At 63.9% G+C, this 16,348-nt stretch carries 8 protein-coding genes; 7 read left to right on the top strand and 1 reads right to left on the bottom strand.

The features are described 5' to 3' along the window. Window positions 1–5 precede the first annotated feature (5 nt). Genes H0193_RS10710 through H0193_RS10700 form a run of 3 tightly spaced genes read left to right on the top strand, consistent with a single transcriptional unit; the run spans window position 6 to window position 2,847 of the window. Entirely contained in the window at window positions 6–1,355 is a 1,350-nt protein-coding gene (locus H0193_RS10710) for an IS256 family transposase (RefSeq protein ID WP_181889902.1), read from the top strand. A gap of 38 nt (window positions 1,356–1,393) precedes the next feature. Further along, window positions 1,394–2,083: a Mu transposase domain-containing protein gene (locus tag H0193_RS10705; RefSeq protein WP_236883592.1), complete on the top strand. Its 690-nt coding sequence runs from the start codon at window positions 1,394–1,396 to the stop codon at window positions 2,081–2,083. Then, window positions 2,080–2,847, top strand: coding sequence for an ATP-binding protein (locus tag H0193_RS10700; RefSeq protein WP_181889901.1), 768 nt, complete (start codon window positions 2,080–2,082; stop codon window positions 2,845–2,847). Before H0193_RS10705 ends, H0193_RS10700 begins: the two co-directional genes overlap by 4 nt. A 161-nt stretch (window positions 2,848–3,008) precedes the next feature. On the opposite strand, the gene acpS is transcribed toward H0193_RS10700, so the two are convergent. Further along, complete coding sequence (gene acpS, locus H0193_RS10695; protein ID WP_181889900.1) at window positions 3,009–3,416, bottom strand: holo-ACP synthase AcpS; 408 nt, start codon at window positions 3,414–3,416, stop codon at window positions 3,009–3,011. A gap of 124 nt (window positions 3,417–3,540) precedes the next feature. Between acpS and H0193_RS10690 the strand changes: the two genes are divergently transcribed. Genes H0193_RS10690 through H0193_RS10675 form a run of 4 tightly spaced genes read left to right on the top strand, consistent with a single transcriptional unit; the run spans window position 3,541 to window position 16,285 of the window. Then, the gene (locus tag H0193_RS10690; protein ID WP_181889899.1) at window positions 3,541–5,172 is read left to right on the top strand and encodes an acyl-CoA carboxylase subunit beta; all 1,632 of its coding nucleotides are present in this window, start codon (window positions 3,541–3,543) and stop codon (window positions 5,170–5,172) included. Between the two features lie 36 nt (window positions 5,173–5,208). After that, window positions 5,209–14,247, top strand: coding sequence for a type I polyketide synthase (locus H0193_RS10685; RefSeq protein ID WP_181889898.1), 9,039 nt, complete (start codon window positions 5,209–5,211; stop codon window positions 14,245–14,247). An 11-nt stretch (window positions 14,248–14,258) separates the two neighbouring features. Next, window positions 14,259–14,468 carry a hypothetical protein gene (locus tag H0193_RS10680; RefSeq protein ID WP_181889897.1) on the top strand — a complete coding sequence of 70 codons (210 nt, stop codon included), beginning with the start codon at window positions 14,259–14,261 and terminating at the stop codon, window positions 14,466–14,468. Between the two features lie 14 nt (window positions 14,469–14,482). Continuing rightward, on the top strand, window positions 14,483–16,285 hold the full coding sequence (locus H0193_RS10675) for an acetyl/propionyl/methylcrotonyl-CoA carboxylase subunit alpha (RefSeq protein ID WP_181889896.1): 1,803 nt from the start codon (window positions 14,483–14,485) through the stop codon (window positions 16,283–16,285). Window positions 16,286–16,348 lie beyond the last annotated feature (63 nt).

Genomic DNA, 16,348 nt, shown 5'->3' with positions numbered 1-16,348 from the left:
CGATAATGACTACGGTGTCACCGAAGAAAAACCATGACCCGGCAAGGGTCAATGAGATCAGCGAGAAGCTGATGGAAAATCCTGAGCTCGCCAGCTTGATCAGCGAGCTGTCGACCTCGGCTGATGATGCAAGCGAGCTGGTCAAAGGCCTGCTACAGGCATCGATCAACGCTGGTCTGCAGGCGGAGATGGATGCGCACTTGGGCTATAGCCATTCCGACCGCAAGACCAAAGCCCAAGTGGCAACCGCACAGGCGAACAATCACCGCAACGGGTCGTACACCAAAACCGTCAACTCCGGGTACGGCGCGGTGGAAGTGACCGTGCCCAGGGATCGTGCCGGCACGTTTACTCCCCGGATGGTGCCCAAGGGCGCACGCCGGCTCACAGAGCTCGATGACATGATCGTCTCGCTCTACGCCGGCGGGATGACAGTGCGCGATATTCAGCACCACCTCGCGACCACCCTGGGGGTGGATATGAGCCCGGATACGATCAGCACCATTACCGATGCGGTGCTAGAGGAGGTCATGATCTGGCAAAACCGCCAACTCGACGAGTTTTACCCGGTGATATTCCTCGACGCGCTACGCGTGAAAATCCGTGACGGGCACCGCGTGGTCAACAAGTCCTGCTACATGGCGGTTGGTGTCGACATGGACGGCATCAAGCACATCCTGGGATTGTGGATCGCGGAAAATGAAGGCGCCGCATTCTGGGCATCGGTGTGCGCGGACCTGGCCAACCGCGGTGTCCAGGACGTGTTCATTGTGTGCTGCGACGGGCTCAAAGGCCTGCCGGAAGCTGTGGAGGCAACCTGGCCGAATTCCATGGTGCAGACCTGCATTGTGCACCTGATTCGAGCTGCGAACCGGTGGGTGTCGTATCAGGACCGCAAAGGCGTCTCCCGTGCGCTACGCGAGGTCTACACGGCCACTAACGAGGACACCGCACGTGCCAGCTTGGATGCGTTCGAGGCCAGTGAACTGGGCCGGAAATACCCGCAGTCGGTCAAAGTCTGGCGCGACGCTTGGGAGCGGTTCGTGCCGTTTCTGCAGTTTCCGCCGGCGGCACGCCGGGTGCTCTACACCACCAATTCGATCGAGTCGCTCAATGCTGAACTGCGGAAAGCTACCCGCAACAGGGGCCAGTTCCCGAACGATACGGCGGCGCTGAAGACGCTGTGGTTGATGATCTGCAATATCGAAGACAAGCGCGCTGCGCAGCGAGCGAAGAAAGTGAAGCGCGACGTTGAGTGCAACGGCTATATTGAAGGAGCGAAAGCCACCGGGTGGAAACAAGCCATCAACCAACTAGCCGTGGCTTACCCCGACCGATTCGCGGACTACTTGTAAACCAAGCCCCCGCACACAAAGAATCGGACACTCTCCTTTTGACAGCACTTCCCGACACCCCGTGGCAGCGCACCGAGTGGAAACGCGCCAAGATCGCCCCAGATTTCCACATCACCGTAGCCAGCGTGCGGTACTCCGTGCCGCACCAGCTCGTTGGCCGCACTGTCGATGTGCGCATCACCGGGCAAGTGCTCACGGTCTTCGATGGTGGCCGTGCCGTGACAACCCACACGCTTTCCCACACCCGCGGGGCGTATGTCACCGATGCCGACCACATACCGGCGAACATGGATCACACCCAGGGCCTGTGGACGAGCGATTACTTCCTGCGCGAAGCCCAAAAAATCGGCCCGGCGACACGCACCGTCATCGAGGAAATGATCACGGCGAAAGCAATCCCGGCCCAGGCGTACCAATCGTGCAGGAACGTGCTGTCAATGGGCAAACACGCCAACAAGCCCGTGCTGGAAGAAGCATGCCAGCGTCTGCTCTCCTGCGACGGGACCCGCCGGGCGGTGTCCTACACCGCGGTCAAAAACATGATGGCCGCCGTACGCAAAGAAGCCGCAACCCGACCACACGGCTTCGACCAACCGGCACCGGCCACACCTGGGCATCCGGCCCACGCACCCGCCGCTGCCACACGCGACACCAGCGGCGCCTACCTCGGTGGCGCAGCACAGTTCAGTCTGGACAACCTCATCAAGAAAGGAACCACAACGCCATGACCCCACCGACCCCGCCTCAAGAGCGTTTCCTCGACGAATCCGTCCTCGCGGACTTCACAGCGATGCGCATGACAGCCTTCGGCAAAAGCGTCATCGACATCGCCAACGACCCAGCCTTCGACACGTGGACCTTCTCCCAAAAGGTGCTCTACGCACTCGACAAAGAAGTCGCGGCCAGACGCGAACGCCGCATCAACAAACTGCTCAAGGCATCACGATCGCCAAACCCCGATGCCTGCCTCGAAGACGTCGTCTACGCACCTGACCGCAACATCAACCCAGAACAAGTCAGCCGACTCGCTCACGGACAATGGTGCCACCTGGGCCAAAACATAGTCATCTTGGGCAAATCCTCAGTCGGCAAGACCTACCTCGCCCAAGCACTGATCACCGCAGCATGCCGCAACGACTACTCCGCCAGGTTCTACCGCACCGACATGCTTGCCGCGCACTTCGCAGTGATGCCACTCGACGACCCAGCCCGGCTCAAACTCACCCGCGAGTTGATCAGCGTCGACGTGTTAGTCCTCGACGACTTCCTCACCACCCCAGTCGACGCCGCCACCGCACACCTGCTCTTCAACATTCTCTCCGAACGAGAAGGCAACCGATCAACAATCGTGACCTCACAGTTCACCCCGCAAGACTGGTACAGATCCATCCCGGACGCAGTCATCGCCGAATCCATCCTCAACCGACTCATCGCCGGCGCCGAAATCATCACCCTCGAAGGACCAAACATGAGATTGGAAACTAACCAGTAACACACAAAACGCCTGAGCCGGGACCGCTACCGGATCCCCACTCAGGCGCTACCACAAACTCACCACACCGCTACCATTCCGATCTTCTAAACATATTTCTCAAGTGGCGCACTCCACAACGGTCGATCGCTCTCGAGGAATAAGCATCCTGGGGTAAGCATCTAGAGGCTGCCGCGGCCCGCCCCCGTGGCCACCTCCACTGCAACCACGGCCACGGCGTAGTCGCCGTCGTGGCTGATACTCACGCTGCAAACCGGCGGCCCAACCTCCCCGGCGCGGCCGTGCAGCTGGACCGCGGGGCGCCCAAACACATCCTGGACTACCTCCACCTCCGCGAAATTGAAGTCGTCGGGGGCGATTTGCGGCGGCCGCCCGAAGCGGGTGGACGCCCAGGCTTTGACGTAAGCCTCTTTAACGGCCCAGCGGCCAGCCAGCGATGCGACCGGGTCCGGCTTCGCGGCACATTCGCGCCGCTCCCGGTCGGTAAACACCTGCATGAAGGTGGATCCCGGCAACTTCATTTGCTGAGCCAAACCGGGAATGTGGACCAGGTCGGTGCCGATGTGCATGCGCGTTCCTTCCGTCGGCGGTTGCGACTTTGTTGTGTTTGCGATCGCATAAGAAATGCTGGCTGTTTTCTGTGAATTGTGGCCAATCCTTTTACTTACGCTTCAGTAGGTTTACTATGCCCGCATGGCTTTTAATTTTGACTCCAAAACAATTTTGGATGAAAAACCACTTTCGTCAACAGCCGACAAAATAGCGGAATTTCGACGCCGGCGTGCCGAGGCACACGAGCCAGTGGGCTCGAAACCCCTGGACAAGGTCCGTTCCGCCGGCCGTCTCACCGCACGCGAGCGCCTGGACTATCTGCTCGATGAGGGCTCCTTCGTGGAAACCGACCAGTTGGTGCGCCACCGCACCCACGACTTCGGCATGCAGGCCAAGCGCCCGGCAACAGACGGCATCGTGTGCGGCCACGGCACTATCGACGGGCGTGAAGTCTGCATCTTCTCCCAGGACGGCACCGTCTTCGGCGGCGCACTCGGTGAGGTCTACGGCGAAAAGATGACCAAGATCCAGCGCCTCGCCGTGACCACCGGCCGTCCGCTGATCGGACTTTACGAAGGTGCAGGCGCCCGCATCCAAGACGGTGCGGTGTCGCTGGACTGGATCGCGCGCACCTTCCGCCACAACATCGAAGCGTCCGGGGTGGTCCCGCAGATCAGCGTGATCATGGGCGCCTGCGCCGGTGGCAACGCCTACTCCCCCGCGCTGACTGACTTTGTGGTCATGGTGGACGAGACCTCGAAGATGTTCGTCACCGGCCCGGACGTAATCAAGACCGTCACGGGTGAGGAAATCTCACAAGAAGAGCTCGGCGGCGCCTGGATGCACATGCAGCAGGGCGGCAACTGCCACTACGTTGCGGAATCCGATGAGGATGCGCTCGACTGGGTGGCTGACTTGCTTGAGTACTTGCCGTCGAACAACCGCCAGAAGTCGGCGCCGCGTCCCGCAACCCCAACCGATGCAGAGGCAGACGCCACCGATGCTGCCGCGCTGGATTCATTGATCCCAGACTCGCCCAACACCCCCTACGAGGTCCGCGACGTGATTGCGCATATCGCGGACGACAGCGAATTCCTGGAGGTCATGGAGCAGCGTGCTGAAAACGTCGTCACTGCGTTTGGTCGGATTGAGGACCAGCCGGTGGGCTTCGTCGCTAATCAGCCCATGGTGCTCGCAGGTTGCTTGGACATCGACTCGGCGGAAAAGGCCGCGCGTTTCATCCGCACGTGCGACAGCTTCAACATCCCGATTGTCATGCTGGTGGACGTACCCGGCTTCCTACCCGGCGCGAACCAGGAGCACAGCGGCATTCTGCGCCGCGGTGCAAAGCTGCTGTACGCCTACGGCGAAGCAACCGTGCCGAAGGTGACCGTGACCATGCGCAAGGCATACGGCGGCGCGTATTGCGTGATGGGCTCAAAAGGCCTTGGCGCCGATGTGAACTTGGCATGGCCTACCGCGCAGATCGCGGTGATGGGTGCGTCTGGCGCGGTCGGCTTCATCAACCGCAAAGACATTGCAAACGCCCGCGATTCCGGCGTGAACGACGAGGAGCTCCGCGAACTGATTGCGCAGTACGAGCGCAACTACGAGGACGAGATGCTCAACCCGTACAAGGCCGCTGAGCGAGGCCTGATCGATTCGGTCATCCTCCCAAGCGAAACCCCTGCTGTTATCGCAGCGCAACTGCGTTTCTTCCGTGACAAGACCGTGGCGCGTCCAATGCGCAAGCACGGCAATATCCCGCTCTAATCCCGCTCCGATGCAAAGGACCATAAGGACACTGTTATGAATTCCACCTCTTTTTCTTCCCTGAAGCGTCCCGCAATCCTGTTCCCGGGGCAGGGTTCTTCCTGGCAGCAGGTGCTCGCTGATGCTGCCGCGACTCCTGTGGCACGTATCCGCATGGAGCAGCTTCTTAACGACGCCCAGTCCCTCACCGCCGCTGTTGCCCGCCCGTTGACCTCTGTCGTGCCAGGAGTTGTGCAGCGTATTCGCGACGCGATGGATGCGGACACCTCGCACGAGGCGATCGACGCCCTGCCCGCGGTCAGTGCACCGGCGATTCTGCTGTCGCAGATTGTTGCCGCGGAAGATCTCGAGCAGCTCGGGCTCGACACCACCGACGCACTGTTCGCTGGACACTCCCAGGGCATCTTGGGTGCCGCCGCGCTCAATCGCGCCAACGGCCCACAGGCTGCGGAGAAAGCTCTTGCGTTCGCCTTCATCATGGGTGCTGCCGCAACCAACGTGTACGGTGGCGCCGACTCGCGCAGCCGGATGCTTTCGGTTCGTGGGCTGACGCCTGAGCAGGTCGGTGAGTTTGTCGTCGATACGCAAGCGGCTCCTATCAGCGTGATCAATGGGCACCGCCACGTGGTGCTGTCTGGCAGCCCGGAGGCGCTCGCGCAGGCACGCAAAGACATCGAAGCGGCTGCGAGCAGCTACAACGCCAAGTTGGAAGTGGAGTACGGCGGATCCGAAATCACGCCGGTGTTCGACTCGCTTGATGTTGCGTACCCCTTCCACGTGGACACGAACGCCCCCGGTGTGGAGTTGGCGCAGCAGTGGGCGGACGCATGCGGCATCCCCTTTGAAACCACCACTCCCCGTGAACTGGCGCAATCGATTTTGGTGGACCGGTTCGACTTCACCGAAACCGTGCGCGACCTGATTGCCCAGGGCGCGAGCCACATTTTCACGTTTGATACGGCTACGGCGACGATTGCGACCAACTTGGCCAACGGCTCCGGCGTCGCTGTGTTGGACGCGTCCACCGCCGCGAAGCGCGACGAGCTTGCACGCCCGGGCGCTGAGTTGCCGCAGGGCGTGGACTACTCGGCCTACGCACCACGAGTGATCGCGCTGCCGGATGGCAAGACGTACACGCAGACGAAGTTCTCGTCGCTAACTGGTCTGTCCCCGATCATCCTGGGTGGCATGACCCCAACGTCCGCGGACGGCGAGATTGTCGCCGCCGCTGCCAACGCCGGATACTGGGCGGAACTTGCCGGTGGCGGCATGTACTCCGAGGAGGAGTTTGGCAAGCACACCGCCAACCTCAAGGCGTTTTTGCAGCCTGGTCGCACCGCGCAGTTCAACACCATGTTCTTCGACCGCTTCCTGTGGAACCTGCAATTCGGCCAAACGCGCATGGTGCCAAAGGCCCGCGCTGCTGGTGCTCCGTTTAACGGCGTGTGTATCTCCGCGGGCATTCCGGACGTCGACGAGGCCACAGAGCTGTTCGCGCAGCTGCACCAGGATGGCTTCCCTTACATTGCGCTCAAGCCCGGTACAACGCAGCAGATCCGCAACGCGCTCGCAATCGCTGCGGCGAACCCGGACGACCAGGTCATCTTGATGGTGGAGGACGGCCACGCTGGCGGCCACCACTCCTGGGTTGATCTGGAGGACATGCTGTTGGAGACCTACCCCGAGATCCGCGCGCACGACAACGCGGTGCTCACCGTCGGCGGTGGCGTGTACTCGCCGGAGCGTGCCGCGGAGCTGATTACGGGCCGTTGGTCTGAGAAGTTCGGTTTGCCTGCGATGCCGGTGGATGGAGTGTTTGTCGGCACCGTGGCCATGGCCACGAAGGAGGCGAAGGCCACGGATTCGGTCAAGCAGCTGCTCGTGGACACACCTGGCCTGCCGCCGGAGAACAACGGCGGTTGGGTCGGTCGCGGTCGCGGCGTGGCGGGTGTGGCGTCGTCGCAATCGCACCTGCTGGCGGACTTGCACGACCTGGACAACTCCTTTGCCAAGGCGGCACGGTTCATCGCCTCGTTGGATATTGAGGAGTACCCGGCGCACCGCGAGGAGATCATCGAGGCACTGTCGAAGACGGCGAAGCCGTACTTCGGCGACGTGGAGACGATGACGTACGCCGAGTGGGTCGAGCGCTTCGTCGAGCTCGCCGATCCGTTTATCGACCAGACCTGGAACGCGCGCTTTGTTGCGTTGCTCCAGCGCATCGAGGCACGTCTGAACGAGGCCGACCACGGTGAGATCCCGACCCTCTTCCCCGACGATGTCGAGATCTCCCCGCGCGATGGTCTCAGCACCTTGCTGCAGCACTACCCGCAGGCGCGCGAGGTCATGGTTTCCCCGCGCGATGCGGCGTGGTGGATCGGTCTGCACTATGCCTACCCGAAGCCGATGCCGTGGGTGCCAGCACTTGATGCGGATCTGAAGTCCTGGTTTGGCAAGGACACCTTGTGGCAGGCACAGGATGAGCGCTACACCGCTGACCAGGTGCGCATTATCCCGGGCCCGGTTGCGGTTGCTGGTATTACGCGTAAGAACGAGCCGGTTGCGCAGTTGCTGGCACGTTTTGAGGATGCCGCGACGCAGATGCTTATCGACGACGGCGCCACCGCTGAATCCCGCTTCGCTCGACGCAGCGACGCCGCCGACGAGGCCGCGTATCTGCGCTCCTGCCCGACCTTGGTGTGGCACGGCCACCTGATGGCCAACCCTGCATACGCGCTGGACGAGGACGCCTTCGACGTGGAGGCAACCACCAACGCGGCTGGTGAGCGCGAGTGGACGATCCGAATCCACGCTGATTCCGCGTGGGACCACCTGCAGGACGACCAGCGTCCGTTCTACGTGCGTGAGGTGAACATCCCGGTCGAGATCCCTGCCGGTGCGGGCACGGGTGCCTCCCCGATTGTGGACGGCGATCGCCTGTCTGACAGCGTCTTCGAGCTGCTGTCTGGCCTGGCTGGTGTCGGTTCGGTCAGCGAGGCCGGCGACACGATTACTGAGATCCCGCAGATCGAGACACCGACCGAGGACGCGCCGTTTGGTGTGGCGCGCTCGTCGTTTACGCTGCCCGCTTCCCTTTTGGCATCGCACTCCGCGGTCACCGGCGGCGCTGTGGCCGACAACGCTGTGGTGGGCACGCCAGACGTGCTGGTTGGCCCCTGCTGGCCGGCGATCTACGCAGCGCTGGGCTCCGGCAAGTTGGCTGACGGCACGCCGGTGATCGAGGGCCTGCTCAACGCCGTCCACCTAGATCACGTCATCGACCTGCGCGTCCCGCTTACCGAGCTTGCAGATGGCCGGCGCATCGACGTGACCTCCAAGTGCACCTCGATCGCTGAGTCCACCTCTGGCCGTATTGTCACCGTCGAGTTGGAGCTGCGCTCCGGCGACGAGGTTGTGGCAACCCAGATGCAGCGCTTTGCCATCCGTGGTCGCGCCACCGGTACTGCAACACCAGTCCCGGCACCGGCCTATGGTGGTGGCGCAGCAAGCGAGCAGGTTGAGCCGACCCCGCGTTCATTCGTGGACCGCACCGTGGTGCGCGCACCGTCGGACATGACCCCGTTTGCTCTGGTCTCCGGCGACTACAACCCGATTCACACCTCCACCAACGCAGCAGCCCTGGTCAACCTGGATGCGCCGCTGGTGCACGGCATGTGGCTATCCGCCACCGCACAGCACCTGGCTGCTGGCCACGGCCAGGTCATCGGCTGGACCTACTCCATGTACGGCATGGTGCAGCTTGACGACGATGTAGAGATCACCGTCGAGCGCGTCGGCCGCGTCGGCATCCAGCAGGCCCTTGAGGTGACCTGCCGCATCGCCGGCGACGTCGTCTCCCGTGGTCAGGCGCTTCTGGCCCAGCCGCGCACCGCCTACGTCTACCCCGGCCAGGGCATTCAAACCCAGGGCATGGGCAACGGTGACCGTGCTGCTTCCGCTGCCGCGCGCGACGTGTGGCGCCGCGCTGACCGCCACACGCGTGAGACCCACGGGTTCTCCATCCAGCGCATTGTGGAGGACAACCCGTCGCGCCTGGTCATCCGCGGTCTGGAGTTCAAACACCCGGATGGCGTCCTGCACCTGACCCAGTTCACGCAGGTGGCCATGGCCGTTGTCGCCTACGCGCAGACGCAGCGACTGAACGAGGCCAACACGTTGGCCTCCGGTGCGTACTTTGCGGGCCACTCGCTCGGTGAATACACCGCGCTTGCAGCCCTGGGCAACATCTTTGACCTGGAAGCGGTCATCGACATCGTGTACTCGCGTGGCTCCGCCATGGGTTCCCTGGTGCCACGCGATGCGGAGGGCAACTCCGACTACGGCATGGGCGCGCTGCGCCCGAACATGATCGGTGTCGGCCCGGAAGAGGTCGAAGCGTACGTCGCTGGTGTTGCGCAGGATTCCGGCGAGTTCTTGGAGATTGTCAACTACAACATCAAGGGCCAGCAGTACTCCGTGGCTGGCACGAAGCGCGGCCTTGCCGCCCTGGAGCGCAAGGCTAACTCGGTTAATCCACGCGCCTACGTCACGGTTCCGGGCGTGGACGTTCCTTTCCACTCACGCGTGCTGCGCGAGGGTGTTGCAGACTTCGCCGAAAAGCTCGACGAGCACATGCCGGAAATCATCGATGTGGACACGCTGGTGGACCGCTACATTCCGAACTTGGTGGCCAAGCCGTTTGCGCTGACTCAAGAGTTCATCGATGCGGTCACCAACGAGGTCCCCTCCGAGCGCCTTAAGGGCATGACGCCGGAGAACACCGACCGCAACGCGCTCGCGCGCACGCTGCTCATCGAGTTGTTGGCGTGGCAGTTCGCTTCCCCTGTGCGCTGGATTGAAACCCAGGACTACCTGCTTGGTCGCGTCGACCAGGTCATCGAGGTCGGCCTTGCCTCTTCACCGACGCTGACCAACCTGGCAAAGCGCGAGATGGATGTCATCGGCATTCACGTGCCGGTTTTCAACGTTGAGGCAAGCCAGGACATCGTCATGCTCAACGACGTGGTTTCCGCGCCGGAGCCCGTGCTTGTCGACGACGCCCCGCCCAACACAGAAGCCGACTCGACCCCAGCGACCGAACCCCCCCCACACCCGGCAGCCGAGGCAGCCCCCGCCGCACCAGCAGAGTCAGCACCAGCAGAGCCAGCACCGGCTGCACCGGCATCCGGCGCGCCCGTGTCCGACCTTCCCTTCACCGCAGCCGATGCGATCACCGTCCTGTTCGCGCTGCAGAACAAGATCCGCCCCGAGCAGATCAACGATTCGGACACGATTGAGGAGCTCACCGGCGGGGTGTCGTCGCGACGCAACCAGCTGCTCATGGACATGTCCGCCGAGCTCGGCGTGCCTGCCATCGACGGCGCAGCGGAGGCCGACGTGGCTACGCTGAACACGCGCGTGAACACCGCCGCACCGGGCTACACCCCGTTCGGCGCTGTCCTATCCGAGGCCGTGGGCACCCGCCTGCGCCAACTCTTCGGCAGCGCAGGCCTGAAGCCGGCGTTTGTCGGCGAGCACCTCGCGGCCGCGTGGGGCCTGCCCACAACCTGGACCGCGCACGTCGAAGCCGAGATCCTGCTGGGCAGCCGCACTGAGGAATCGGTCCGCGGCGGTTCGCTCAACAGCCTGCCGTCGGCCACGACCAAGGCGGAGATCACCGCACTGATCGACCAGGCGGTACAAAACGTCGCCGCACGCTACGGCGTTGCAGTCTCCCAGGCCACCAGCGGTGGTTCCTCCGGCGGCGGAGTGGTGGATTCGGCTGCACTCGACGCCTACAAGGACGAAGTCACCGACACCCTGGTGGCCACCGCCCGCACGCTGCTGAACAAGCTCGGCATCGAAGACGAGGTCGCGGAAATCCCCGCACCGGACACCACGATCGTGGAAACGATCGAGGCAGAACTCGGCTCCGGCTGGGTCAAGCAGGTCACCCCAGTCTTCGACGAGCGCAAGGCAGTGCTTTTCGACGACCGCTGGGCCCAAGCCCGCGAAGACCTCGCACGCGTCGCCTTCGGCGAGATCGACCTCGCACCACAGCGCTTCGCTGGCACCGGCTCCACCGTGGCAAAGCAGGCCGAGTGGTACGCCAAGCGCGTGGAAGGTGATCGTCGCAACGTACTCGGCGAGATCGCAGCAGCCGCCATCGCCGACGCGAACGAGCCGTACGCAGACGACGTCGCCTTAGTCACCGGAGCCGCGCCGGGTTCCATCGCCACCGCAGTGGTGGAACGCCTGCTCGCAGGCGGTGCGACGGTCATCATGACCGCATCCAACGTCAGCCAGGCGCGCAAGGAATTCGCCCGCACCCTCTTCGCCGAGCACGCTTCCGTGGGCGCGCGCCTGTGGCTGGTGCCGACGAACCTGTCGTCCTACCGCGACATCGATGCACTCATCGACTGGATCGGGGCCGAACAGAAGGAAACCGTCGGCAAGGACGTCAAGATCATCAAACCGGCACTCACCCCGACCCTTGCCTTCCCGTTCGCCGCACCTCCTGTGTCCGGCTCGCTTGCAGAGGTCGGTGGCAACGCCGAAACGCAGGCCCGCCTGCTGCTGTGGTCGGTCGAACGCACCATTGCCGGCCTGTCCGACCTGGCGCAGCACGGCGATAACTTCCCTGCCGAGCGCGCTCACATCGTTCTGCCGGGCTCGCCGAACCGCGGCACGTTCGGTGGCGACGGCGCCTACGGGGAGGTCAAGGCAGCCTTCGACGCGATTGTGAACAAGTGGTCCGCGGAAACCGGCTGGCCGGAAGGTGTCACCCTGGCGCAGGCCCGCATCGGCTGGGTTGCCGGCACGCACCTGATGGGCGGCAACGACGGCCTCGTCCCGGCGGCACAGGCCGCAGGTATTCACGTGTGGAGCCCGGAGGAGATCTCCACACAGCTGCTCGGCCTGGTCACCGAGGAATCCCGTGAGCAGGCGAAGCAGTCCCCGCTGGATCTCGACCTCACCGGCGGGCTCGAGAACGCAGGCGTGTCCATCGCCGATCTGGCACGAAATGCACGTGTTGATGCGGCGGGCACGGAATCGTCGACAAGCAATGGCGCAACGGTGCGCGCACTGCCAAACGTCACTACCCCACGCCAACCCGCACCGGCGAGCGTGGGCGATGTCACCTGCTCGCTGGACGACATGGTGGTTGTCGTCGGCATCGGCGAAGTATCCAGCTGGGGCTCCGGGCGCACCCGCCGCGAAGCCGAATACGGCATCACACGCACCGGCGAGGTCGACCTCACTGCAGCCGGCGTCCTCGAACTGGCGTGGATGATGGGCCTGATCACCTGGTCCGAGGACCCGAACCCGGCCTGGTACGACGACGACGGCGCGGAGGTTGCCGAAGAGGACATCTACGAGCGCTTCCGCGACGACGTCATCGCACGCAGCGGCATCCGCACGCTGACGGACAAGTACTTCCTCACCGACCAAGGCTCCATAGACCTTGAGCAGGTCTACCTCGACCGCGACATCACGTTTACCGTGACCACGAAAGAAGAAGCACTTGCATACGTGGAAGCCGACGGTGAGAAGACCACTATCCGCCAGATCGACGGCGAATGGAGCGTGACCCGCCACGCCGGTGCCCTGGCGCACGTGCCGAAGAAGGCCACCTTGTCGCGCACCGTCGCTGGCCAGATGCCGGACGGGTTCGACCCGACCAAGTGGGGCATCCCCGCCCAGATGGCCGACGGCATGGACCGCATGGCCGCCTGGAACCTGGTCACCGCCGTCGACGCGTTCATCAACGCCGGCTTCACCCCGGCGGAGCTCATACAGAAGGTGCACCCATCCTTCATCGCCACCACCCAAGGCACCGGTATTGGCGGCATGGAATCGCTGCACAAGGTGTTCGTCTCCCGCTTCATCGGCGAGGAACGCCAGACTGACATCCTGCAGGAAGCGCTGCCCAACGTGGTAGCCGCCCACACCATGCAGGCGCTTGTCGGCGGCTACGGCTCCATGATCCACCCGGTCGGCGCGTGCGCCACCGCCGCAGTCAGCATCGAAGAAGCGGTGGACAAGATTGCGCTGGGCAAGGCCGAATTTGTCGTCGCCGGTGGTATCGACGACGTCCAGGTCGAATCCCTCCAGGGCTTCGGCGACATGAACGCCACCGCCGAAACCGCCAAGATGACGGCACAAGGTATCGACGGCCGCTTCATCTCACGCGCTAACGACCGTCGACGCGGTGGCTTCCTCGAAGCCGAAGGCGGCGGCACGGTCCTGCTCGCCCGCGGCACCCTCGCCGCCGAACTCGGCCTGCCGGTGCTGGCAGTGGTCGCGTACGCCTCCAGCTTCGGCGACGGCGCACACACCTCCATCCCGGCACCAGGCCTCGGCGTGTTGGCGGCGGCCTGCGGCGGTACCGACTCGCGCCTGGCCCGATCCCTGTCCTCGCTGGGACTCACGCCTGATGATGTCACCGTCCTGTCCAAGCACGACACCTCCACCAACGCCAACGATCCGAACGAGTCCGAACTGCACTCCGTGCTGTGGCCGGCCGTTGGCCGCGACCCGGATGCACCGATGTACGTCATCTCGCAGAAGACCCTCACCGGTCACTCCAAGGCAGGTGCGGCGCTGCTGCAGACCGGCGGGCTTATCGACGTCCTGGCAACCGGCGACCTCCCGCCGAACGCCTCGCTGGACTGCGTCGACCCGCTCATCGAGCCGAAGGCAACCAACCTGGTGTGGCTGCGCTCCCCGCTCGCTCTCGGAGCCGGCAACGTGAAGGCGGCGGCCCTGACCTCGCTCGGTTTCGGCCACGTCGGCGCGCTCGTCGTGCTGGGCCACCCGGGTGTGTTCGAAGCCGCACTGACACGCGACGGCCACGACGCCGACGCCTGGCGTGAGCGCGCCACCGAACGCCTCACCCAGGGCGCAAGCCGACTCGAGGCCGGGATGATCGGCCGCGCCGACCTCTTCACCCAGGTGGAGAACCGCCGCTTCGCTGGTATCGACGACCACGCCGACGAGATCGCACTCCTGCTCAACCCCGATGCCCGTCTCAACGCCGACGGCACGTACGCGACCGCGACCCCGACCGTTTAAGGAGAGACACCATGACACCACTGTTTCGTACCGACGACACGTCGCTGTCCCACGACGAACTGGCAGCACTGACCACCGTGCTCGCCGAGGCCCAAACCTGGCAGGCCACCTCCGCTGCTGAGGCCGGCGCCGGTGCTGCCAACGAAGACAACGTGTTCGGCGATGCATTCGGCCAGCCGTTTGGCAGCCAGCCAACCATCGGCAACGTAACCTACTTCTAGAAAGGACCGCACATATGCATGACTTTCCGTTCCGTAAGGTCCTCGTCGCCAACCGCGGCGAGATCGCGGTCCGTATCATCCGCGCAGCCCGCGACGCAGGCCTTGCCTCCGTGGCGATCTACGCCGACCCCGACAAGGACGCGCCGTATACCGAAATGGCGGATGAGGCGATTGGGATCGGTGGCGAGACATCGTCGCAAAGCTATCTGGATATCGACAAAGTGCTCAAGGCTTGCCGCGACAGCGGTGCGGACGCCGTCCACCCCGGCTACGGTTTTTTGGCGGAAAACGCCGAGTTCGCCCGGCGCGTCATTGACGAGGGTCTGACCTGGATCGGACCGCCGCCGCGGGCCATCGACGCGCTTGGCGACAAGGTCACTGCCCGACGCATCGCTGAAGAGGTCGACGCCCCACTGGTGCCGGGCACAAAGGACCCGGTAGACAGCGCCGACGATGTGGTCGCATTCGCCGACAACCACGGTCTACCGGTGGCTATCAAGGCGGCGTACGGTGGTGGCGGCCGCGGTATGAAGGTCGCCCGCACGCGTGGCGAGATCCGCGAACTGTTCGAGTCCGCCACCCGCGAAGCCAAAGCAGCGTTCGGCCGTGGCGAGTGCTTCGTGGAGCGCTACCTCGACCGCGCCCGCCACGTTGAAGCACAGGTGCTGGCGGATACGCACGGCAACGTCATCGTCGCTGGCACCCGCGACTGCTCCGTGCAGCGCAGGTTCCAAAAGCTCATCGAGGAAGCCCCCGCCCCATATCTCACCGATGAGCAGCGCGAACGCATCCACGAGTCCGCTAAAGCGATTGCGAAGCGAGCAGGCTACGTGGGCGTTGGCACCGTGGAATATCTCGTCGGAGCTGACGGGATGATCTCCTTCCTTGAGGTCAACACCCGCCTCCAGGTCGAGCACCCCGTCACCGAAGAAACCACCGGCGTGGATCTTGTCATCGAGCAGTTCCGCATCGCCGCCGGCGAGCCGCTGCGTTTCGACGTCGATCTGGAGCCCACCGGCCACGCCTTCGAGTTCCGCATCACCGCCGAAGACGCCGGCACCAACTTCATGCCCATGCCCGGCACCGCCACCACCTACATCGAACCCGCAGGCCCCGGCGTGCGCGTCGACTCCGGCATCCGCGCAGGCTCCACCATCGGCGGCCAGTTCGACTCGATGCTGGCCAAACTCATCGTTCGCGGCGAAACACGCGATCAGGCCATCGCCCGCGCCAAGCGCGCCCTCGCCGAATTCCGGGTAGAAGGCATGCCGACTATCATCCCCTTCCACCAGCGCATGCTTGACGACGACACCTTCACCGGCGACGCCTCCCAATTCGCCGTATACACCCGCTGGATCGAAGAGGAATGGGACCCGGACGTCGCGCCCTACGAGTCCGACGGCGCTGGCGAAGACAGTGACCAGGATGAGGTGCGCCGCCGCACCGTCTCTGTCGGGGTCAACGGCCGATCGATCGAGATCACTCTGCCGGAGACGTTGCTTCTCGGCGCCTCTGCTTTGACTCGCCGCGACCGCAAGCGCCGCTCCCGTAGCGGTGGATCGGGAGGTAAGGGTTCCGGCAAGGGCGCAGCCAGCGCAGACACCCTGACCGCACCGATGCAGGGCACCGTGGTGAAGTCCGAAGTTACCGAAGGTGCTCGGGTCGAAGCCGGTGACATCGTGGTCATCCTTGAGGCCATGAAGATGGAAAACCCGGTCAAGGCTCACAAGAGCGGTGTTGTGAAGAACCTCGCGGTGGAGGCCGGCAGCCATGTAGATAAGGGCGTGGCACTCCTCGACATCACCGACGCCGAGTAGCCGCTGGCCTGCGGTTTCATCGACATAACCGGATCTCACCCGGCGCGTCAAAAATTGGGGGTT

The organism is Corynebacterium haematomassiliense (genome assembly GCF_013978595.1).
Taxonomy (GTDB): Bacteria; Actinomycetota; Actinomycetes; order Mycobacteriales; family Mycobacteriaceae; genus Corynebacterium; species Corynebacterium lehmanniae.
The sequence above is the reverse complement of the archived record's forward strand: the minus strand, read 5'-3'. Positions and strand labels throughout refer to the sequence as shown.

Bases quoted from the DNA above. Each gene is read 5' to 3' on its own strand.
- H0193_RS10710 (WP_181889902.1), top strand. From the start codon at position 6: ATGACTACGGTGTCACCGAAGAAAAACCATGACCCGGCAAGGGTCAAT.
- H0193_RS10700 (WP_181889901.1), top strand. From the start codon at position 2,080: ATGACCCCACCGACCCCGCCTCAAGAGCGTTTCCTCGACGAATCCGTC.
- acpS (WP_181889900.1), bottom strand. From the start codon at position 3,416: ATGCACATCGGCACCGACCTGGTCCACATTCCCGGTTTGGCTCAGCAA.
- H0193_RS10690 (WP_181889899.1), top strand. From the start codon at position 3,541: ATGGCTTTTAATTTTGACTCCAAAACAATTTTGGATGAAAAACCACTT.
- H0193_RS10685 (WP_181889898.1), top strand. From the start codon at position 5,209: ATGAATTCCACCTCTTTTTCTTCCCTGAAGCGTCCCGCAATCCTGTTC.
- H0193_RS10680 (WP_181889897.1), top strand. From the start codon at position 14,259: ATGACACCACTGTTTCGTACCGACGACACGTCGCTGTCCCACGACGAA.
- H0193_RS10675 (WP_181889896.1), top strand. From the start codon at position 14,483: ATGCATGACTTTCCGTTCCGTAAGGTCCTCGTCGCCAACCGCGGCGAG.